Source organism: Aeromonas sp. Y311-2, from assembly GCF_027706025.1.
GTDB lineage: Bacteria > Pseudomonadota > Gammaproteobacteria > Enterobacterales > Aeromonadaceae > Aeromonas > Aeromonas veronii.
The window spans coordinates 1-20,184 of sequence record NZ_JAPDCL010000020.1; the positions used below are offsets into that span (position 1 = coordinate 1).

17 protein-coding genes and 2 pseudogenes are annotated in these 20,184 nt (G+C 58.3%); 12 read left to right on the top strand and 7 right to left on the bottom strand.

Going from position 1 to position 20,184, the window contains the following annotated elements:
* Positions 1 to 69: 69 nt before the first annotated feature.
* The 4 genes and pseudogenes from OKC42_RS16840 to OKC42_RS16855 form a co-directional block, all read left to right on the top strand.
* Positions 70 to 1,029 (top strand): annotated as a pseudogene (locus OKC42_RS16840) (DinB/UmuC family translesion DNA polymerase); the annotation flags it as partial.
* Between the two features lie 388 nt (positions 1,030 to 1,417).
* Positions 1,418 to 2,959, top strand: coding sequence for an IS21 family transposase (gene istA / locus OKC42_RS16845; RefSeq protein WP_270820304.1), 1,542 nt, complete (start codon positions 1,418 to 1,420; stop codon positions 2,957 to 2,959).
* 14 nt (positions 2,960 to 2,973) lie between these two features.
* The gene (istB, locus tag OKC42_RS16850; RefSeq protein WP_270820305.1) at positions 2,974 to 3,729 is read left to right on the top strand and encodes an IS21-like element ISAs29 family helper ATPase IstB; all 756 of its coding nucleotides are present in this window, start codon (positions 2,974 to 2,976) and stop codon (positions 3,727 to 3,729) included.
* Positions 3,730 to 3,810: 81 nt separating this feature from the next.
* Positions 3,811 to 4,005, top strand: a pseudogene (locus tag OKC42_RS16855) (IS1595 family transposase); the annotation flags it as partial.
* Here OKC42_RS16855 and OKC42_RS16860 read toward each other — a convergent pair.
* Positions 4,006 to 4,221, bottom strand: a complete 216-nt coding sequence (locus OKC42_RS16860) for a hypothetical protein (protein ID WP_042649076.1) — start codon at positions 4,219 to 4,221, stop codon at positions 4,006 to 4,008. It lies immediately after the preceding pseudogene.
* Positions 4,222 to 4,508: 287 nt separating this feature from the next.
* Between OKC42_RS16860 and OKC42_RS16865 the strand changes: the two genes are divergently transcribed.
* The 3 genes from OKC42_RS16865 to OKC42_RS16875 all read left to right on the top strand — a co-directional run bounded on the left by OKC42_RS16865 (position 4,509) and on the right by OKC42_RS16875 (position 7,829).
* Positions 4,509 to 5,840, top strand: a complete 1,332-nt coding sequence (locus OKC42_RS16865) for an AAA family ATPase (protein ID WP_270796991.1) — start codon at positions 4,509 to 4,511, stop codon at positions 5,838 to 5,840.
* Positions 5,824 to 6,474 (top strand): hypothetical protein, encoded by a 651-nt coding sequence (locus tag OKC42_RS16870; RefSeq protein WP_270820306.1) that lies wholly within the window; start codon positions 5,824 to 5,826, stop codon positions 6,472 to 6,474. Before OKC42_RS16865 ends, OKC42_RS16870 begins: the two co-directional genes overlap by 17 nt.
* Before the next feature lie 158 nt (positions 6,475 to 6,632).
* Positions 6,633 to 7,829, top strand: coding sequence for a J domain-containing protein (locus OKC42_RS16875; protein ID WP_042649079.1), 1,197 nt, complete (start codon positions 6,633 to 6,635; stop codon positions 7,827 to 7,829).
* Between the two features lie 198 nt (positions 7,830 to 8,027).
* Here OKC42_RS16875 and OKC42_RS16880 read toward each other — a convergent pair whose 3' ends face one another.
* From OKC42_RS16880 to dusB, 3 genes are all read right to left on the bottom strand, one after another.
* A complete protein-coding gene (locus OKC42_RS16880) occupies positions 8,028 to 9,452 on the bottom strand; it encodes a hypothetical protein (protein ID WP_270820307.1) in 1,425 nt (474 codons plus the stop codon).
* A 557-nt stretch (positions 9,453 to 10,009) separates the two neighbouring features.
* Positions 10,010 to 10,306, bottom strand: coding sequence for a DNA-binding transcriptional regulator Fis (gene fis / locus OKC42_RS16885; RefSeq protein ID WP_005309538.1), 297 nt, complete (start codon positions 10,304 to 10,306; stop codon positions 10,010 to 10,012).
* Positions 10,307 to 10,332: 26 nt separating this feature from the next.
* Complete coding sequence (gene dusB / locus OKC42_RS16890) at positions 10,333 to 11,298, bottom strand: tRNA dihydrouridine synthase DusB (RefSeq protein ID WP_019445016.1); 966 nt, start codon at positions 11,296 to 11,298, stop codon at positions 10,333 to 10,335.
* Between the two features lie 292 nt (positions 11,299 to 11,590).
* Here dusB and OKC42_RS16895 point away from each other — a divergent pair, with 292 nt between their 5' ends.
* The 4 genes from OKC42_RS16895 to OKC42_RS16910 all read left to right on the top strand — a co-directional run bounded on the left by OKC42_RS16895 (position 11,591) and on the right by OKC42_RS16910 (position 16,416).
* Positions 11,591 to 12,988 (top strand): TolC family protein, encoded by a 1,398-nt coding sequence (locus tag OKC42_RS16895; RefSeq protein ID WP_219264872.1) that lies wholly within the window; start codon positions 11,591 to 11,593, stop codon positions 12,986 to 12,988.
* Positions 12,989 to 13,061: 73 nt separating this feature from the next.
* Complete coding sequence (locus OKC42_RS16900; RefSeq protein WP_270820309.1) at positions 13,062 to 14,066, top strand: HlyD family secretion protein; 1,005 nt, start codon at positions 13,062 to 13,064, stop codon at positions 14,064 to 14,066.
* Entirely contained in the window at positions 14,066 to 15,220 is a 1,155-nt protein-coding gene (locus OKC42_RS16905; protein ID WP_144713682.1) for an ABC transporter permease, read from the top strand. The genes OKC42_RS16900 and OKC42_RS16905 overlap by 1 nt, the downstream gene beginning before the upstream one ends.
* Positions 15,220 to 16,416, top strand: a complete 1,197-nt coding sequence (locus OKC42_RS16910) for an ABC transporter permease (protein WP_270820311.1) — start codon at positions 15,220 to 15,222, stop codon at positions 16,414 to 16,416. Before OKC42_RS16905 ends, OKC42_RS16910 begins: the two co-directional genes overlap by 1 nt.
* A gap of 110 nt (positions 16,417 to 16,526) precedes the next feature.
* On the opposite strand, the gene OKC42_RS16915 is transcribed toward OKC42_RS16910, so the two are convergent.
* From OKC42_RS16915 to OKC42_RS16925, 3 genes are all read right to left on the bottom strand, one after another.
* Positions 16,527 to 17,162 (bottom strand): SDR family oxidoreductase, encoded by a 636-nt coding sequence (locus OKC42_RS16915; protein ID WP_270820312.1) that lies wholly within the window; start codon positions 17,160 to 17,162, stop codon positions 16,527 to 16,529.
* Between the two features lie 134 nt (positions 17,163 to 17,296).
* Positions 17,297 to 18,151 carry a DnaA ATPase domain-containing protein gene (locus OKC42_RS16920; RefSeq protein ID WP_151285939.1) on the bottom strand — a complete coding sequence of 285 codons (855 nt, stop codon included), beginning with the start codon at positions 18,149 to 18,151 and terminating at the stop codon, positions 17,297 to 17,299.
* A gap of 71 nt (positions 18,152 to 18,222) precedes the next feature.
* A complete protein-coding gene (locus OKC42_RS16925) occupies positions 18,223 to 18,921 on the bottom strand; it encodes a DnaT-like ssDNA-binding domain-containing protein (protein WP_257687171.1) in 699 nt (232 codons plus the stop codon).
* A 240-nt stretch (positions 18,922 to 19,161) separates the two neighbouring features.
* On the opposite strand from OKC42_RS16925, the gene OKC42_RS16930 reads away from it, so the two are divergent.
* Positions 19,162 to 20,133 (top strand): response regulator, encoded by a 972-nt coding sequence (locus OKC42_RS16930; protein WP_270820313.1) that lies wholly within the window; start codon positions 19,162 to 19,164, stop codon positions 20,131 to 20,133.
* Positions 20,134 to 20,184 lie beyond the last annotated feature (51 nt).

A 20,184-nucleotide genomic window follows, 5' to 3' on the forward strand; every position in this document is an offset into this window, starting at 1 on the left:
GACATCAGAGATTGAGTAGCGGAATGTCTGAGCTGAAGTCATGTCCATGGCTGTTCTTCTTTCCTTTACATCGATGAAGCGTTCATGGCGTTGTCGGAGTCGTTTGCCGGGGACCTGACAGCCTATGGACAACAGATCCGGCAGCGAGTGTGGCAGTGGACCGGCCTAACGGTAGGGGTCGGGATTGGCCCCACCAAGACCCTCGCCAAGCTGGCCAACTATGCAGCCAAGAAGTGGCCTGCCACTGGCGGCGTCGTGGACTTGCGTGACGAGCTGCGCCGTGCCCGGCTGATGGCTATCACTCCGGTGGACGAGGTGTGGGGCATAGGACGGCGCTTGGGAGCCAAGTTGGTGGCACAAGGCATCAACACCGTGGCTGACCTGGTGGCTAGCGATGCCCAAGGGTTACGCGCCCAATACGGCGTGGTGGTCGAGCGAATCGTACAGGAGCTGCGTGGCCTGCCTTGCGCAGAGCTGACCGTTGAACCGGCGGCGAAGCAGCAGATCCTCTCGAGCCGTTCCTTTGGTGAGCGCGTGACTGACCGTGGAGAAATGGCCCAAGCGTTGTCAGGCTTTATGGCTCGCGCAGCCGAGAAGTTGCGGGCCGAGGGGATGTGTTGCCAACGGGTGCACCTGTTCGTGCGAACCAGCCCCTTTGACGAACGAGCTCCTTACTACAGTGAGCAGGCTGGCGTCCGACTGGTCTGCCCTAGCGATGATACCCGGTTGCTGCTGCAGCAAGTGAACGTGCTGCTACCGCAGATTTGGCGCGACGGTTACCGCTATCAGAAGGGGGGCGTCATGCTGAGTGAGTTCACCCCCAAGGGGCAACAACAGGCAGATCTGTTTGCCCCGTCCTCCGCTCAATCGGACGCGCTGATGGCAGTGATGGACCAGATCAAAGCCAAGGGATTGGGGCGAGTAGGCTTTGCCAGCCAAGGTACGGGGTCGCCTGAGTGGATGATGCGACAAGAGCTCCTGAGCCCCTGTTACACCACCCGCTGGGAGGACCTGCCGGTGGCCAGGTAAGTGGATACAGTAATGTGCCTACCGTTTGCTAGATGTGGTACCCCACGTGGTACCCCAATACGAGGTTTTAGGATGATTTCTCAAGATCGACAAGTCGCGGCAGCAGAGCTTAAAGAAGGTGCAACCGCAACCCGATTTGCTATCAGCTCTAAACATGGTAACGGGTTTGCATATTCCGGCCGATCATGAACACCGATTCTGGTTCAACGTGAACACCATTTCCGGACCAACGTGAACGCTCATTCCGGTTCAACCTGAACACTTTGCACCTCCTTTCCGGAAACAGTGTTCAACATCCCGGAATCACTGTTCACATTCACCAGAATCATCCTTAACGCATTGATTTAACAACCTTTGATACGCTCTCCCTTTTGCCAGGGAAGAGCCTATGTCTGCCAAGAGGATTGCAATGCGTAAAATTCGTGAAGTGCTGCGACTGCGGCTGGAAGCTGACCTCTCTGTTCGCCAGATAAGTTGCTGCACCAAGGTCAGCGTTGGCTCCATCCAGAAACTCCTCAAAAGTGCCCAGACGCTCGGCCTGACCTGGCCCTTACCTAGCCAGCTTGATGATGGCCAACTGGCGGCCCTGTTCTATCCGCAGGCCGATACCACCATCTCGGCCCGCCATGTTGTACCGGATTGGCCCTCTGTCCATCAGGAGCTCAAGCGCAAGGGGGTCTCCAAACAGCTGCTCTGGGAGGAGTACACCCAGCGCTATCCCAATAGCTGTTACAGCTACTCCCAGTTCTGTGACCGTTACAAGTCCTGGTGTCAGTTGCAAAAGCGCTCCATGCGCCAGATCCATAAGGCGGGGGAAAAGCTCTTTATCGACTACTGCGGGCCCACGGTGCCCATCGTCTCGCCGACTATGGGTGAGGTCCGTCAGGCCCAGATCTTTGTCGCCGTGCTCGGTGCGTCCAACTACACCTTTGCCGAGGCCACCTGGTCCCAGTCACTGCCGGACTGGCTGCAAAGCCATGTCCGTGCCTTTGAGTTTTTCGGTGGTACACCGGCACTACTGATCCCCGACAACCTCAAGAGCGGTGTCAGCAAGGCTTGCCGATACGATCCCGAGCTCAACCCCAGCTACCAGCAGTTGGCCGAGCATTATCAGGTGGCGGTGATGCCAGCTCGTCCTTACAAGCCCAAGGACAAAGCCAAGGCCGAGGTGGGTGTGCAGATCGTCGAGCGCTGGATCCTGGCCCGTCTACGCCATCAGACCTTCTTCTCGCTTGCCGAGCTCAACCAGTGCATCCGGGCTTTGTTAAATGAGCTCAACGAGCGCCCGTTCAAGCAGCTGCCCGGTAACCGACGCGAGGCGTTTGAGCAGTTGGACCGCCCGGCACTGGGGTCACTACCGGTGCATCCCTATCGCTATGTCGCCATCAAAACGGTCAAGGTCAACATCGACTATCACGTCAGCTATGAGCAGCACCATTACTCGGTGCCGCACCAGTATGTGGGTCAGCAACTGGAGCTCCATGCGGGCGATACCCTGCTTCAGGTCTATCACCAGCAACAGCTGGTCGCGAGCCATCCGCGTAAAACCATCCCGGGGATGAGCACACTCCCTGAGCACATGCCGGAACGTCACAGCAAGCAGCAACGCTGGACGCCAGGGCGTCTTAAGCAGTGGGCTGCCGACATCGGACCGGGCACCTTGTGCTGGGTTAGCGAACGGCTGGCAGAGAAAGCCCATGCCGAGCAGGCATACCGACTCTGCCTGGGACTGCTGAGTCTTAGCCGGGAGTATCCGCCATCACGAGTCGAAGCCTGTTGCCAGCTGGCCAACCGGGAAGGACTGGTGCGGCTCAAGCTGCTCAAGCCGGTGCTGACCAGTGGCCGCGACCAACTGCCCGCAAGTCCGCTCAGTTATCCAGAACTGCCGCAAGAGCACGAGAACATCCGCGGCCCCCAGAGCTTCCACTAGAGAGGATACGTCCCATGACCCAACAAACGCTGACCCGCTTGAGACACCTGAAACTGACTGGCATGGCGGATGCCGTGCAACAACAACTGGAACAGGCCAGTACCTACGAAGGGCTGCCCTTCATCGAGCGGCTAAGCCTGCTGGTCGAACACGAACAACTGAGCCGGGAGCAGCGTAAACAAGCTCGGCTGGTCAAGCAGGCGAGGCTCAAACTCCAGGCCACGGTGCAAGAGGTGGACTACCAGTCTGCACGCAACCTGGAGCGGTCACAGGTGGCAAACCTGGCCCAAGGAGAGTGGCTGCGCCGGGGCCTGAACCTGCTCATTACCGGCCCCTGTGGCTGCGGAAAAACCTACCTAGCCTGTGCGCTGGGCTACCAAGCCTGTCAGCAGGGGCACAGCACTCGTTACTACCGGCTGCCGCGTCTGCTACTTGAGCTGAGCCAGGCCAAGGTAGATGGCAGTTACGCCAGACTGCTGGGTCAACTGGCCAGGATAGAGCTACTGGTCCTCGATGACTGGGGACTGGAAGCGGTGAATGCCGAGCAGCGCAACGCCCTGCTGGAGATCATGGATGATCGGTACGGGAAATACTCGACGGTAGTAGTCAGTCAGCTGCCAACTGAAGAGTGGTACGCGAGCTTGGGTGACAACACCCTGGCAGATGCGATCCTGGACCGGCTGATGCACAACGCTCACCGGCTGTCACTGAAGGGAGAATCGATGAGAAAGAGGAGAAGTGAGTTGACCCAATCTGAACACTCGAGTTAGAAACGGGGTGACGTGAGCGCGTTAAGGATCAGGGTGTTCACGTTGGCCGGAATGGCTGTTCAACTTCGCCGGAATACGCAGAATGTGAAGAACTCGCTGCGGGGCAGTTGTCATAAGCTCGGAGCGAAGCATTTACCAAGGCATCTTGCGGAATACTGCTTCCGGTTTAATCATCGTTTTGACCTCAAGAGCATGTTGGTTGAATTGGGGCATGCAGTCATGGCAAGCCCTCCGATGCCATATCGGCTCTTGAAGCTGGCTGAGGGTCATGGGTAATCAGGAACCGAAATTGTCCGTCGCGTAGAACAACTCTTTGCCTATGCCGATACCATCGAGCAGCAGGCCAAGACGGCCAAAGCGCGGGTCGATAACCTGACCCAGGCCATTCTGGCCAAGGCATTTCGTGGCGAGCTGACCGCCGACTGGCGCGCAGCCAACCCGGACCTGATCAGTGGCGACAATAGCGCCGCCGCCCTGTTGGCTCGCATTCAAGCCGAGCGGGCCACTGCCAAGCCGCGCAAACGGGCAACCAAAACATCCGCGACGTAGGTTCGATTAGCGAAGCGTAATCGGACGCACGAGAAACCGCCGCCCTGCTGGCCCGCATTCAGACCGAGCGGGCCACCGCCAGCGGCAAAAAAGGTAAGTGTGGGCCCCGCAAGCCTCGCGCAACGGCCTGACCCGCTCGTATGATGTGCAGTCAGCGGCAACATTCGACGGGTTGTAAGCCAAGTGCAGGCGAGATAAGGTCGTGTTGGCAGCAAAATTAGGAATAGAGCATGGAAATCAAACAACTCACCCTCGAAAATCTGGGGCGTTTTGAGCGTCTTGCCATCGAGTTTGCCCCCACGGAGCGGGTCAACTCGAATGTGACCGTGCTGATTGGCAACAATGGTGCAGGCAAAACCTCGGTACTCAAATCGTTGGCGACCTCACTCAGCTGGTTTGTTGCCCGTTTGCGCAGCGACAAAGGCAGCGGCAGCCCCATCCCGGAAGAGGTCATCCTCAATGGCGCCAATACCGCGGTGGTCTCTCTTCAACTACACGATCAGCTGAAGGAATACATCTGGTCTCTCACCAAAACTCGCGCCGGTCGCAAGAGCAACGAGCAATCCATATTGACCGACGCTAGCAAACTAGCCGATGAGTATCGAGCACGATTGACAGAGCAGGAAAATGTCAGCTTACCCCTGATCGCCTTCTACCCAGTCGAGCGGGTGGTGCTGGATATTCTGCTAAAGATCAAAGAGAAACATTCATTTCGCCAACTCGATGGTTATGACAATTCGCTGAGTCAAGGAGTCGATTTTCGTCGTTTCTTTGAGTGGTTTCGCGAGCGGGAAGATAGCGAAAACGAGTCGGTAATCCCTACTGAAGTTCTTAATGAACTTCAAGATTTACTCGGTCCTGATCTTTGGCAAAAGTTGCAACAGACACAGGCATCAGCCAGAGATCGTCAGTTGACGGCGGTGCGCACAGCTATTGCCAACTTTATGCCCGGATTTAAAAATCTGAAGGTCCGCCGTAAGCCGCGTCTGCATATGTCCATCGACAAGGAGGGTCAGACCCTCAATGTGTTGCAACTGTCGCAAGGGGAGAAATCCCTGATGGCACTGGTGGGCGATATTGCCCGCCGCCTCGCAATGATGAATCCGGAGCTGGAAAATCCGCTGCACGGCGATGGGGTGGTGCTGATCGACGAGGTGGACATGCACCTGCATCCCCAGTGGGCACGTACTATCATCCAGCGGCTCACTGATACCTTCCCCAACTGTCAGTTTGTGCTGACCACCCACTCCCCCCTGGTGATCAGCGATTGCAAGGATGTACTGGTCTATTCGCTCGATAATGGCGAGTTGACTGAAGTGCCATCCCAATATGGTCAGGATGCCAACTCGGTGCTGCTGGAGGTGATGGATACCGCTATTCGCAATGAGCGGGTGGCGAGCCGACTGAATGACTTACTCGATTTAATTCAAGATCGGCAATTTGATAAGGCCAATGCCCTGCTGGCCGCGCTAAGAGCCGAGCTGCCAGCCAACAACCTGGAGCTGACCAAGGCTAGCCTGCTGCTGCGCAAAGAGGAGCTGCGCCGTGCGCAAGATTTATAAGGGACAAGAACCTGCAAGTCTGGCGGCATTCAAACGTCAAAATCCTCATGCTCGATATCACGACCTACCCAACGATGAAGAGGGTCAGGCAATTCGCCAGCAGATCCGGGAGGCTTGCACTACTGAGCAATTCCATCTCTGCGCCTACTGTTGCCGAGCCATCAGCGGCACCAGTGAAGACACCATGAACGAGCATGTTGAGGCTAGGGATCTCGCCCCTAAGCGCACCATGGATTTCAGCAATCTGGTAGCCAGTTGCAAAACACCGAAACAGTGCGATGCCGCCCATGGCTCGCAGCCTCTGCCGTTGACCCCGCTGATGCCTGAGTGCGAAACCGAGTTGCGCTTTAAATGGAGTGGTCGGGTTGAGGGGTTGACGGAAAGAGCCAAAGAGGCGATCCGGGTACTCAATCTGGGTGATACGGAGCAAAGCAACAAGGTGCTGGTTGCCAAGCGCAAACAGCTGGTGGATAGCCTGATTTGGACCCACTATGGCGATGATCAGCAGGCACTGGCGCTGGAAGATGATGCACAATTGCTGACAATGCTGATCGAAGATCTGAGCCAGCCCAAACAAGGCAAGCTGGAGCCCTTCGCACCTGTACTGGTGAACATACTGCGCAGTCAGCTCTAGCGATTGCGTGCCTGCCCGGGTGACTCGGGAGCCACAACCTCGGTACACCTCGTGCGCTTTTCTCCGGCAGCAGACCGCGAGGATAGGCGCATCTCCTCCCCTCTGATAATCTGCCGTGGCCACGGTAGCCAACTATCCCGTTTTCATTTGGAGTTTTCATGTCACTGACCAAGAGTAAAACCTCGGCCAAGCGAAAAAAAGCCGAGCCGCGCCACGAGAGTCCGGCCCTTGCCTATTTTCATCGCCAGTGGCAGGCCATCGAAAAGCTGCAGGCCAAGCTGGCCAAACAGGAGCAAGAGGGGGCGGATATCTATCAGCGCTTTGTCAGCGACATTGAGCCTCTGGAGCGTGAGCAGTGTGGGCTGATTTTTCAGCTTTGCCAGCGGCTGGCCGGTTTCACCGCCCGCAAAAGTTTTACCCAGTGGCAGCGCGAGATGCTCCATGGCTGGATTGATGAATTGATGGGGTATCTTGAATCCAACCCGTTTCGGGGGGAGCTGGATCTGGAGTCACTCTATATGGCGGTGCAAGCGGGCAGCGTCAGCCAGCTCGATGATGATCAGCTCGAGGCGAGCTGCGATTTTATCACTGACATGCTGCAAGAGGCGTTTGGCGAGAGCCCCGATGATATCGAGCTGCTGCGCGAGATGGTCAGAAATCCCGAGAAGCTGCGCGACTATATGCAAGCCCAGGCCCAAAAACAGGGCGGTGATGAGCATGAGTGGGACGACGACGCGCCGGACTGTGGCGATGACCCCTTTGCCAATGACGAGGCTTTCGCACGTTGGCAGGATCATCATGACATGGCCGATCCGGATGAGGTTGCCAGGGTTGAGCAACTGCTCGATAACTCAAGCCTTAAGCAGCTCTATCGCAAGCTGGCTATGACGCTGCACCCGGATCGGGAGCAAGACCCGGTCAAGCGTGAAGAGAAGAGCCGCCTGATGGGCGAGCTCAGCCATGCGTGGGAAACGCGGGATATGTTTACTCTGTTGCACCTGGCTCACACCCATCTGCCCGAGGCAGACAAGCTGCTGAGTGAAGAGAATCTGGTGGCCATCAATCCGGCGCTCTGGCAGAAAAAACGTGAGCTCGAGATCTGCTTTTATAGTGGCCCGGAGGGAGTGCAAGGGGTTATCTTGCACAAGTTTAAACAGCGCTCGAAGAAGAAGACCGATCTCGCGTTCGAGGAGCATCAGCACTATCTACAGCGGGATATCAAGCAGTTGCATGGACAACTGGCGACCATCACCACCCTTGCAACCCTCAAACCCTATCTGGCCGAGCGCTGGGACGCACGTCAGCACGCCATCTGGGATGAAGAGCCGGACTTTGATGAGATCTTCTTTCGATAACACTTTTTTCGAAAACACATTTTTTGAAAACACCTATTTCGAAAACAAGAGAGAGCCAATGGCTCTCTCTTGTTTTGGGTAGCTTGAAGGATGTCGTGGCAATGAGACATCCAGATGAGTGCTATCGAGGCGCTGGACAGCCAAGGGCGCATGGAACACCAGCACAAGCTGACTGACCGAGTGAAAGGTGTTAGCGCCTTATTTATTCTCGGCCTGATACTGCACACCGCTCGCCGACATGGTAATGGCCGGTAGCTTTTGACGAACCGCCTCCCAAAAGCTGCTCTTGCGTTTGTGCTGCTGATAAAGCTGATTCAGATACTCCTGTGGCGAACAGAGAGGTCTCTCTCCATCCTCTTGTTCTACCTTTAAGGCCGCCTGATAATCCAGGCTCTTTTTCAGATCCGAGGCTGCCCCCGTGTAGTAGGTGCTCTTGCCCTGATTAACGACATTGGCCACCAATTGACGACGTAGCCGCACTGCCACCACGATAAATCCCTGCTGATAGAGGCGGCTCGACCAGGTTCGTACGGTTGAACCAGCAAGGAGTGAGAGATCCTCCTGCAAGTCTGCATCTGTACATTGCTCAAGCCGTTGTGCCAGTTGTGGCCATGCATCAACCTCCTCCAACAGCAACAAGACCTCGCGTAGCCCCCATGATTCGGCAATGGCAACAAACTGGCCTAATGCTACTTCTCTAGGCTCATCTCCACTTTGGCAATAACTCGCAAAAAACGAGTTTGCCCGTGTGCTAGCAAACGCGCGTAATGCCTGAGCATGAGCGTCAGCTCGGCGTCCCTCTTCCAGATAGGCCCGGATCAACACTTGATGCCACAGGTTCAATTGGCGGTGGCGCTGCAACAGAGCCGAGTCCATTGCCTCTAATACCGCGATGGCTTGATCGGCGCGTAATTCGTCGGTCAGCAGTCTGGCATAGTCAATCTGCTGACGGGGGTGGCTAAAGAGACCAGCCTGTTGCACCGAGTCAAAGAATGCAATATCACGCAACTCAAAGCTCAACCCCAACGCCTCTGGCAATAGACCTGCCGCCGCATAGTTATCGCGCAAGGCTCGCATCACTGGGGAGCCGAGCACATCACGGTAATCAAACAGGCAAGTAATGCTGATCGATGGATCAATGTCTGACAATCCGTCACGTAATCGACGAGCCAGCACCTCTGGGGGGACAGACTCTCGTTGAGCAGCGATCGCCATCAACCACTGTTCGACCAGCACAAGATGGTAGTCCTCCCAGCTGCCACTGGATGTATCCATCTTTTCATACAAGGCTCTGGCATTCGCCAGCAACTCGAGGGCGAAGAGTTCTCCCTCCCTTGGAGAGGCGACGATCCCCTTGGCCAGCAACGGAATAAACTGATTTTGCAAGGTATCGAAGAAGGCATCCACCTCCTTATAATCCCAGGAAGGGGGGCGACGAGTGAGCTTGCTATACTCTTTTTTTGCCAATGCCAATAAGGCATCCTCAGCAGTAAGGTACTGGTTAATCAGGTGCTTTTTTGCGAGGGGAAGATGCGTTGCCAGGTCAAGCACGATAGCCAACAGCTCGGCTTGGCTTTTGCTTTCCAGTTTACTCAATTGCGCTTTGGTTAATATTCGTGCCATCAGCTGAACTACCCATTATCAGGTCTATCTAATCGAACATTGTGCCTGAGACCGATATAGATGCCTATCCATTGGAGCGACATCCCCCGGATGACAGAGACCATAAAGAACACATGGTTAAGAAACCATGTCTACGTCGCTGGAGGTGCTCAGCAATGAACACCTGCAAGAGCAAGCCACCAAGGCCCGATTTGCTGCTCGTATCCTTCATGCCCACTTTCTGGCACAACGTAGCGAACACCAGTGGTGGTACCCATCAAGATTGGCCGCAACGAGCCGTGTCCCTTTGGCTGCGGCTAGAAGTACAAGCAGTGCTGTTTGCACTGACCAACAACATAGATAGCAAGAGAGGGCCATTGGCCCTCTCTTGCATTAGGCAACATGGGGAGGATAGGTACAGTTATGTGGTCAACGCTGTTCATCAGGCTAGTCCGAGTTGAGTCGTCGACAATGATAACTAGTCTTGTAGGTGTGGGTTCAAATGTGGGTTCAAAACGAAAAAGGCACTATCAATAAAATGATGGTGCCTTTATTTTCAATAGCTTAGCTGTTATGGCTTAGTTCATGCCGTAACGCTTGAGCTTCTTGCGCAGGGTGCCACGGTTGATACCCATCATCACGGCAGCGCGAGTCTGGTTACCACGGGTGTACTGCATGATCACGTCCAGCATCGGCGCTTCGACTTCGGAGAGAACCATATCGTACAGATCAATCACTTCCTGACCGTTCAACTGGGCCAGGTAGTTACGCAGGGCCTGTTGCACAGAGTCACGCAGGGGGCGCTGGGTCGGCTCGGCAGCGTGATTGTGAGTAGTTGTTACCAATGCATCAGAAGTCAGGGTTTGTTCGAACATATTCGGTCGGCTCTTTAGTTATCTTGTTAACCTAATCCATCGAAATACGCTTCGAGTGCCTCAAGTTGCGCGTCTGCGCAATCCAGGGCATTGAAGTGCTTACGGAATTCTCGGCCCGTCTCTTCTTCATCCAGATACCAGCCCACGTGTTTACGGGCTATGCGCGCTCCCAGATATGCACCATAAAACCGGTGCAGGTTGGTTACATGCTCGTTCATCAGGGTGCGAACCTCTTCCCTCTCGGGAGGCGGCAGCTTGGTGCCCGTCTCAAGAAAATGACGGATTTCCCGGAAAATCCAGGGTCGTCCTTGCGCAGCTCGGCCGATCATCACGGCGTCAACGCCGGTATAGTCGAGGACATACCGGGCTTTCTCCGGGCTGTTGATGTCACCATTGGCGACAACAGGAATCGATACGGCCTGCTTAATCGCCCTGATCGTGTCGTACTCCGCTTCGCCCTTGTAGAGGCAGGCACGGGTACGACCATGCACGGCAAGGGCCGCGATACCGCAATCTTCGGCGATTCGGGCGATCTCCACGCCATTGCGGTTATCCGGATCCCATCCTGTGCGGATCTTCAAGGTGACAGGCACCTCCACTGCATCCACCACGGCCCGGCAAATTGCTTTGACCTGATCGGGGGCACGCAGCAGGGCAGAACCTGCCAACTTCTTATTCACTTTTTTTGCCGGACATCCCATGTTGATGTCGACGATCTGTGCGCCCTGCTCCACGTTGTAGCGGGCAGCAAACGCCATCATCTCGGGGTCGGCTCCGGCAATCTGGACCGATCGCAATCCGCCTTCTGCAGAGTGATCCATCCTCATCCGGGTTTTCTGGGTATCCCAGACATCCGGGTTGGCCAGCAGCATCTCGGAAACGGCCATGCCAGCCCCCAATCGCAAACAAAGTTCACGGAATGGTCGGTCAGTTACACCGGCCATGGGAGCCACAATCAAGGGAGTTTCAAGCGTGTGGGGACCTATCTGCATTCCACGGTTACCATCGGCTTAGGGCGGCGTATATTACGCATTTTTTAGGCAGGAGAAAAGGTTAGTATTTGAGCGTCAGCCATTTTTTTCTGAAAAAAACGTCGCGCCAAGGCTTGCAAATTCTGGAGTTATTGAAAAACGGCCAGATTGCCGGAGAGTGAGCGCTGTACCATTCGGGTCGGACGCCTGCATAATTGTCAGTCCACTTGCAGGCCCGCTTTGCGTTATGATAACGGGCTTAAGTCGAGCAAATGCTCCAAACATTTATGCAACAAAAGCGGATTGGGGATCTATGACGTCAAGGTTCATTAAATCACTCTGGCCGTGTCTGCTGGGGGCCGTGCTGGGGTCGGCGCAGGCGCAAACCATCAGTTTCGGCGAAGCCTGGACCCGGGTCATCCAGCAGGATGAAGGGCTGGCTGCCGAACAGGCCGGGGTCGATCGGGCCAAGCAGCTGCGCGAGGCGGCCAAATCCATGTATCTGCCCAAGGTCGATGTGGGGGCCAGCTATACCCATCTTGATCAGCCGATTGAACTTGATGCTCTCGATCTCAATCCGCTGGCCAAGCAGAAAGATCTGATCCTGGCGCTCGGCAGCCTGTTCGGGGTCGGGGCCAACGCATTTGTCACCCCCCTGACCAAACAGAATGTGGTGACCAGCTCGGTCAAGATGCTCTGGCCGTTGTTTGCCGGTGGTCGCATCGATGCGGCGCAGGATATCCGCCAGGCGCAGGTGAGCGAGGCGCAGCAGCTGCTGGTGCTCAAGCAGCAATCCACCTTCGAGAGCCTCTCCCAGACCTATTTCGGCGTGGTGCTGGCTGCTCAGGTGGTGCAGACCAAGCAGGAGATCGAAGAGGGGCTCGCCCACCATCTGGATCACGCCAAGAAGCTCGAAGTGCAGGGCCAGATCGCCAGGGTGGAGCGTCTCTCCGCCCAGTCGGCGTATGACAGAGCGCGCATCGATACCCAGAAGGCGCGCCGCAGCCTCGAGATCGCCGAGCTGGCCCTCGGCCGCATGCTGAAGTTGCCAAATGCCCAGCCGGGCAGCGGCCTGTTCGTCAACAAGGAGCTGCCGCGCCTCGAGGGGTTGGTGAGCCAGACCCTGGAGGTGCACCCCGGTCTCAAGCTGCTCAGTGCCAAGAAGGAGCAGGCCAAGGGGATGATCCGGGTCGAGCAGGGCAAATATGCCCCTGAGGTGTTTCTGTTCGGTAACTACAACCTCTATGAAGATGATTCGCTCGCCTCCAAGACCACGCCGGACTGGCTGGTGGGGGTGGGGGTCAGCATGCCGCTGGTGAGCCGCGATGGCCGCTCCGAGACGGTACAGGCCGCCAAGAGCGCCGAGCTGCAAGTCAATCTGCTGCAGGCCAAGACCCGCGAGGATCTGGAGTTGCTGGTAGAGAAGACCTGGCGCGAAGCGGCGCAGGGGCTGGAGGAGTATCAATCCCTCTCTTCCACCCAGGCGTTGGCAGAGGAGAATGTGCTACTGCGGGACAAGGCCTTCGGTCAGGGACTCTCTACCTCCCTTGATGTGGTGGATGCCCAAAACCAGCTGGCGGGGGTCAAGACCCAGCGCGCAGCGGCGGCCTATCAATATGTGGTGTCGCTGGCCCGCCTGCTGGCGCTCTCCGGCCAGATGAACAGTTTCAATCAATATCAGCACGGTCGGGTGATCGAGGTGAACTCATGATCGCACTCCAGTCCGTTCCTTTTTCTATCTCTGTTTCGACCGCCAAGGGTCGCCCGTTTGTCGAGGTGAAGTGATGAGCCATCCCCCCATCAAAAAGAAGATGAGCCAGGGTAAACCGCTGTTGTTGCCGCTGGCACTGGTGATCCTGGTGGTCTGGCTCGGCTGGCGCTTCTGGCTGGCCTATCAGCCGGAGCCGGTGCATCTGCAAGGGCAGATTGAAGCGCAGCAATATTCGGTCTCCTCCAAGGTGCCGGGTCGCATCGACGAAGTGTTGGTGAAAAAGGGTGATCAGCTGACCAAGGATCAACTGGTCTTTACCCTGGCGAGCCCCGAGCTCGAAGCCAAGCTGAGCCAGGCCAAGGCCGGTGAAGCGGCTGCAGGCGCGCTGGCGCAAGAGGCGGAGAAAGGAGCCCGAGCCCAACAGATCGCCGCTGCCAAGGATCAGTGGCAAAAAGCCAAGGCCGCCGCAGCCCTGCGCGGCAAGACCTATGAGCGGGTTGCCAGCCTGCACCGCGACGGCGTGATGCCGCTGCAAAAGCGCGACGAGGCCTGGACTGCCTGGCAAGCCGCCCGTTACAGCGAAGGGATGGCGTGGCAGCAGTACCAGATGGCTTTGGAAGGGGCGCGGGAAGAGACCAAGATCGCCGCCCGCGAGAAGGCCAAGATGGCGGCCGGTTCGGTGGCCGAGGTTGAGGCTTATCTGGCCGATACCCGCATCGTCAGCCCCCACTCAGGCGAGGTAAGCCAAGTGCTGCTGCGCAGCGGCGAGCTGGCGCCGCAGGGCTTCCCGGTGGTGACTTTGCTCGACATGAGCGATGCCTGGGCCCAGTTCCATGTGCGCGAAGATCTGCTGCCCCGCTTCCCGGTCGGTACCGAGTTCGATGCCCGCATCCCGGGCCTTGGCGATCAGATCGTGCGCTTCAAGGTGACCCATGTGGCCGTGATGGGGGATTTCGCCACTTGGCGTGCTACCGATACCCGTCAGGGTTTCGATATGAAGAGCTTCCAGGTAGAGGCCCGTCCGCTGCAACCGGTTGAGGGGCTACGGGTTGGCATGAGTGTGCTGGTTGAACTCTGATGGGACGTGAATTTCGGCTGCTGTGGCAGGATCCATTCAGCCGTGCCCTGATGAGCTGGGTGCCGCTGCTGCTGATGGGGATCCTCTGCTGGATCTTCTCGGCAGGGTTGGCCCGCGACCTCAAGGTGGGGCTGGTGGATCTCGACCACAGCATGCTCTCGCGCCAGCTCGCTTTCTCGCTGGATGGCTCGGCCGGGCTCAAGGTGGCGCAACAGTTTGACTCCATCGAGGCCGGGGCGCGCGCCTTGCGCGGTGGCGACATCTATGCGCTGGTGGTGATCCCCAACCATCTGGAGCGGGATGCCCGTCAGGGCACCCAGCCGCAGGTGACGGTGTTCAACAACGGCCAGTTCATCCTGATCGCCAAGCTGGTCAACTCGGCGCTGGCGCAGGTGGTAGGCACTCTCAACGGTCAGGTCGGCGTGCTGGAGGCGATGGCCGATGGCAAGGCGCTGCCCGGCGCACTCGGGCAGTCGGTGCCTATCAGCAGTCAGGTAACGGCGCTCTATAACCTCAACTCCAGCTACGCCCAGTTTCTGTTGAGTGCCATTCTGCCAGCCGTATGGCAGATCCTGGTGGTGCTGTTCGGCCTCAATGCGCTGGCCCGTACCGATCGGCTGGGGCTGGACTGGACCACTCGCGGTGTCTGGTTTGGCCTCTGGCGCACCCTGCTGCCTCACATGTTGATTGGCTGGGGGTGGGGGATAGTCTGGACACTGCTGCTGTTCAAGGGCTTCTCCTACCCCATGCACGGCAGCTGGCTGGTGCTGGTGGTGGGTCTGGGGCTCGCCTCGGCGGCCTGCGTCACCATGGGGGCCTTTTTCTACGGCATCATTCGGGATCCGGCCCGTGCCCTGTCGCTGGCGGGGGCTTACACGGCGCCCGGTTTCGCCTTTATGGGGGTCACCTTTCCGGTGAGTGCCATGGGAGATTTCGCCCGCTTCTGGCGCAGCCTGTTGCCGGTCTCTCACTATGTGGAGCTGCAGATTGGTCAGAGCAACTACGGTCTGCCTCTCGCATCGGCGTTGCCGCAACTGGGGGCGCTGCTGCTGTTTCTGCTCCCCCTGCTGCTGGTGGTTCGTCGTTACAAGCAGCAGGCCGAGCTGGCCCGTCAATCAGCCGCAGTGGCGAGCGCCGAAAAGGAGCCTGAGTGATGCTGGGATTTGTCGATCTGTTGCGCCTAGAGCTGCGCACCCTGCTGGCTGATCGCGCCATCATGCTGACCCTGTTTGGCGGGGTGATCTTCTACTCGTTTCTCTATCCCCAGCCCTATCTGCATCAGCTGCCGCGGGAAGAGGCGGTAGTGGTGGTCAACGACGATGGCAGTCAGTTGTCCCGTCAGCTGGAGTTTATGGCCGATGCCACGCCGCAGGTAAAGCTGGTGGCGCGAGCCAATTCGCTGGCCGAGGCGCGACAGCTGATGATGGCCGGGGAGGCGAGCGGGATCCTGCACATCCCCAACCACTTCTATCGGGACCTGATGCTGGGCAAGAGCGTCACCCTGAGCTATGCCGGTGATGCCTCCTACTTTCTGGTCTACGGCACCATTGCCGAAGGACTGGCGCAGGCCGGTGGCACCCTCGCCGCCCAAGTGAAGGTGGCGCGGCTGCTGAGCCACGGCGAGGCGCTGCCACAAGCGGCCATGGGCTGGAATGCGGTGGCCCTCAACGTGGTGCCGGTGTTCAATCCCACCATGGGCTACGTCAACTACGTGGTGCCGGCGGTGTTCGTGCTGATCCTCCATCAGGTGTTGCTGATGGGGGCGGGGATCCTGGGGGCGACCCAGAACCAGCGCAGTTGTCGCGGTGAGCATGGTTACTGGCAAAGCGCGCCGGTGTTGCCGCTGCTGCTGGCCAGAACACTGGTGCTGGCGGGGTTGTTCCTGCTGCCGGTAAGCTACTTTCTCGGCTTCTGCTTCGATCACTACAATATCGCTCGTCATGCAGATCCGGTGCAGCTTTGGCTGTTTGCCCTGCCATTCCTGCTGGCCACATGTTGGTTCGGGATTGTGCTGGGTGCCCTCTTGACCCGGCGGGATCTGTCCACTCAGGTGGTACTGATCTCCTCCCTGCCTCTGGTCTTTCTGGCGGGCTTTATCTGGCCGCTCGAGCTGATCCCGGCGCCCCTCAACTGGCTGGCTCAGTGGGTGCCCACTATCCCCGCCATCGAGGGTTTTCTGCGCCTTAACCAGATGGGGGCCGACTTCGCCCAGGTTTCCCGTTACTGGTGGCAGTTGTGGGGGCTTGCGTTGCTCTACGGCGTGCTGGCCTGCCTGCTGCTGCGCTGGCGGCAGCAGTCGCTGCCAGTTGCTCGCCCGTCAGTCGTGCAGGGTGAAACCACCGCCGGTTAAACGGGATAGGGCAAGCGCCCGTGAGATGGCGTGTGCGGTAAAGCGAAAACGGTCAGCCCTTGGGCTGACCGTTTTGCTATGTGGTGGGGTTAAGCGGTTTTACTGCTGCTTTAGCCGCGCTGGAGCGTGGGATCTCCGATGGCGTAGATCTGCCCCACCGCTGTCTCATCTGCCAGTAGACGCAGCCCTTGGGTGGCCACATCGGCGCGGCGAACCAGTCCGTGTACCTCCTTGCCCTGACTCAGCTCGGCGCGGCCGGTGGCGTCGCCATCCTGCAGGCCCGCAGGGCGCAGAATGGTCCACGCGAGGGCGCTGGTCTGCAGCCAGCTCTCCGCCAGACTCTTGAGGCGCACCTCGTGACCGAAGGCGGCGCGGGCACGTTCAGGCAGATACTGCCAGCTGTCGCCACAGCCGAGGGAGGTGACCAGTAGCAGTCGTTTCAGGCCTGCCTGCTCCATGGCATCGATCACATGGCGGTTGCCCTGATAGTCCACCGGCGCCGTCTGGCGAAAGCTGCCGAGGGTGGAGACGACCTGTGCATCTTGTCCCGCTCGGGTGCACGCCTGCTGCACCGCAGCCGGATCCAGCGCATCCCCTTCGATGACGTCTACTCCCAGCGCCTCCAGTTCCGTGGCCATCTCGGGGCTGCGCACCAGCGCGACTACGCGGTGACCCTCAGCGAGAGCGTGGTGGGTAAAGGCACGGCCCAGCCCTCGGCTGGCTCCGAAAATCAGTGTGGTTGGCATAGCTGAGCTCCCTTGGCAAAAGGGACTAGCCTAGTGACTTGTTTGTGCGCTGTAAATGAGAGTTGTTTCTATTTGTGGGCAGGCAGGGAGGAGAGAGTGCGAGCCGCCAGCGACTCGCACTCGCTGAGAGGGGATCAGCCGTTGTAGTTGCCGATGCTGGGGCGACGGCTGGGGCCGCTCAGGTGGATATCCACCGGATTGAACGCCTTGATCGCCTCATAGCTGAAATCACCGATCGCCTGATGCAAGGTCTGGGGCGTGTGGTTGGTGATGATGATGACGCTTTTTGACAGGTTGCGACGACGGCGCAACAGGTGGCCGAGGAAGCTGGACTGACTCTCCGCCATCTTGGCGCGGTTGGCCGATACCTCATCGATGATCAGCAGATCCACCTCTTCCAGCGCGCGGCGGTACTGGTTGCGCTCGTCCTGGTCGGGGATCACGTTGAAGAACAGCCGATCGACGATGGAGGCCCACTGCTGGAAGATCACCGATTTCTGGTGACGGGCGATCAGCTCATGCGCCACCGCTCCCGCCAGGGTCGACTTGCCGGTGCCGTAGTCGCCGTAGATCAGCATGCAGCCGCCACCGCTCTTCTCCCAGTGCTCGAAGCCGCTGATAAAGTAACGGGCTGTTTCGATAGGGTATTGCAGCGCCGGGTCACCGGCATCCATCTTGTCAAACACCCAGTCGGGGTTGAGGTCGGCCTGGGCGATCAGCTTCTGGATCCGCTCCTGACGGGCCGCCTTCTGCAGCTCGCGCACCTCGGCGTTGGCCTTGGCGTCATACTCCTTGCGCAGAGTCTCGTAGTTATACTGGCCGCCACCGGTCTCTTGTTGCAGGCGACGAATGCGCTCCAGCAGGCCACCCACATGGCGGCTCAATTCCGGGTCGTGAATACGGTGATCCTGCTTGGCCTTGGCGATCTTCTGGCGCTTGGCTTCGATCTCTTCCAGCTCCTGGCGCAGGGGATCTTGCGGGTCAGTCATGGAATGCTCCTTCTGCTCGATCAGGGATGGGTAGACAAGGGGTTGATTCTGCCTGCAGGCGGGGGCCGCTATCAATCATTATCCGGCTCCTGCTGCGCTGCGGGTTCTTGCGTCTTCTGTTGGGCCAGTCGCTTGGCCTCTTCAATCATCTGTTGGGCCCGTTTGCTGGGGCCCGACTCTGCCGGGGCCGGCGTCACCTGCTGGTAGCCCTGCACCTCCATCGGTTTGCGACGGGTATAGCGGCGGGTCTTGAGGGCGCGAATGAACTTGAGCATCCATTGATGCTGGGAGTCGAACACCTCGGGGCGCCCCAGCCAATAGGCGATAAACTCCCCCAGATCCTCTTCGCTGTAGCTGGCATCGATCACTCCGCACAGCCGGGCGAGGGCGGGCAGCTCTTCGTCCGGACGCCATTGCAGATGCATCTGGAAGGGGCGCTCCGGCAGCGGGCTGCGCAATTTCTGGGTCAGCAGTGGCAACTGGAACGGGCATTGATGGTAGTGCTCACTCTCGGGCTGAGCCTCGACCTGCAGCAGGCCCGCCTCCATCAGTTCATCGAACAGCTCGGTGAGCTGGCGGGCATTGACCTGAAACGAAAAGCCGCAGGGATCTCCCGGATCGACCACTGCCAGCGCCCGACCCAGCTCGGGATAGTTGAGCCTTGCCGCCTGATTTTCCAGCACCAGTCGGCGCAGTTGCAGGGTATAGAGACTGCGAGCCGGATGGGACAATCTTGGGTGGGCAAGGGCGCTGTATTCGGCTGGGGTCATGGTCTTCTTCACGAGCTGGAGTGGGGGGCATTATCCCTTATGGCGCCCACTTGCACAATTCGGATGGCGGTCGTAGCCGCGGGGCCACCCGAGTGAATAGAGTTGCGCGGACGGATGGGGTTCTCTTGATGCCATCGTATGATCGAGGTCTACTTTTGACGCAGGGTTTCCGCGCTGACCGCACTTTTGAGCTAGTCTTAATACCTAAATAACCAATTGACTAATAATAGCTTTATCAAGATGTCAAAAGCCGGGCTACGGATCCTGGTGGTGGAGGACGAGGCCGTTTTTCGCCACTCGTTAGTAAGTTACCTCGCACGGGACGGGGCAACGGTATTTCAGGCCGAAGATGGTATTGAGGGGCTATCGGCGGCGGCTCTCTATCATCCCGATGTGGTGCTCTGCGATCTCAATATGCCCAATATGGATGGCCACGAGGTGATCGCCTGCCTCTCTGCGCGCTATCCCCATATTCCGGTTATCGTCATTTCGGCCCAGAGCACCATGGAGGCAGTCGCCAGCGCCTTGCGTGCCGGTGCGCGGGACTATCTGCTCAAACCCCTTGAGGATTACGCGCTGGTAGAGCGCAGCATCGAACAGTGTCTCAACGGCAGCGCCAGCCGGGCGCAGCAACTGGAGCTGATGGATCACATCGACTATTTCAGTGCCCACGACAAGGCGGCCAGTCGCCTGCTGGCGGGGCTCAAGCCGCCGGGCTTGCAGGAGTGGGGCCCCTGGCAGGTCACGTTCAAGGGGCTGGGGCAGCTGTTTATTCCAGATACCTTCAAGGTGGAAGACAAGCTGCTGGTGCTGGTGATGGAGCTGCCGATCATGGGGACGGATGCGGCATTTTGTGGTGCGCTGGTGCGATCCTTGATGAACGTCCCCTACCGCCAGTTTCAGCAGAACGAGAGCAGGTTGCTGAGCCAGCCGCACCGGTTGCTAGAATACCTCAACCATCAGTTGATGGCGTCCGGGCTTCGCCACTCTTTTGCCATGGCGGCGCTGCTGTTTGATCAGCATGATGGGTTGGTGTTTGCCAACGCAGGGCTCACCTCTCCCCACTGGCTGATGCGCTCCGGCGGCTTGCCCCTTGGCCTGATGCGCAGTAGCCACTACGCCCTGCACAAACGCAGCTGGCATGAACCGTTCGCCCTGCAGTTTCGCAGCGACAGCGGCGGCTCGCTGGATGTGCAGGTTCGTCATCACTGATGCCGCCTGATAAACAGGCTAAAACAAACAGGGCGCCGATGGGCGCCCTGT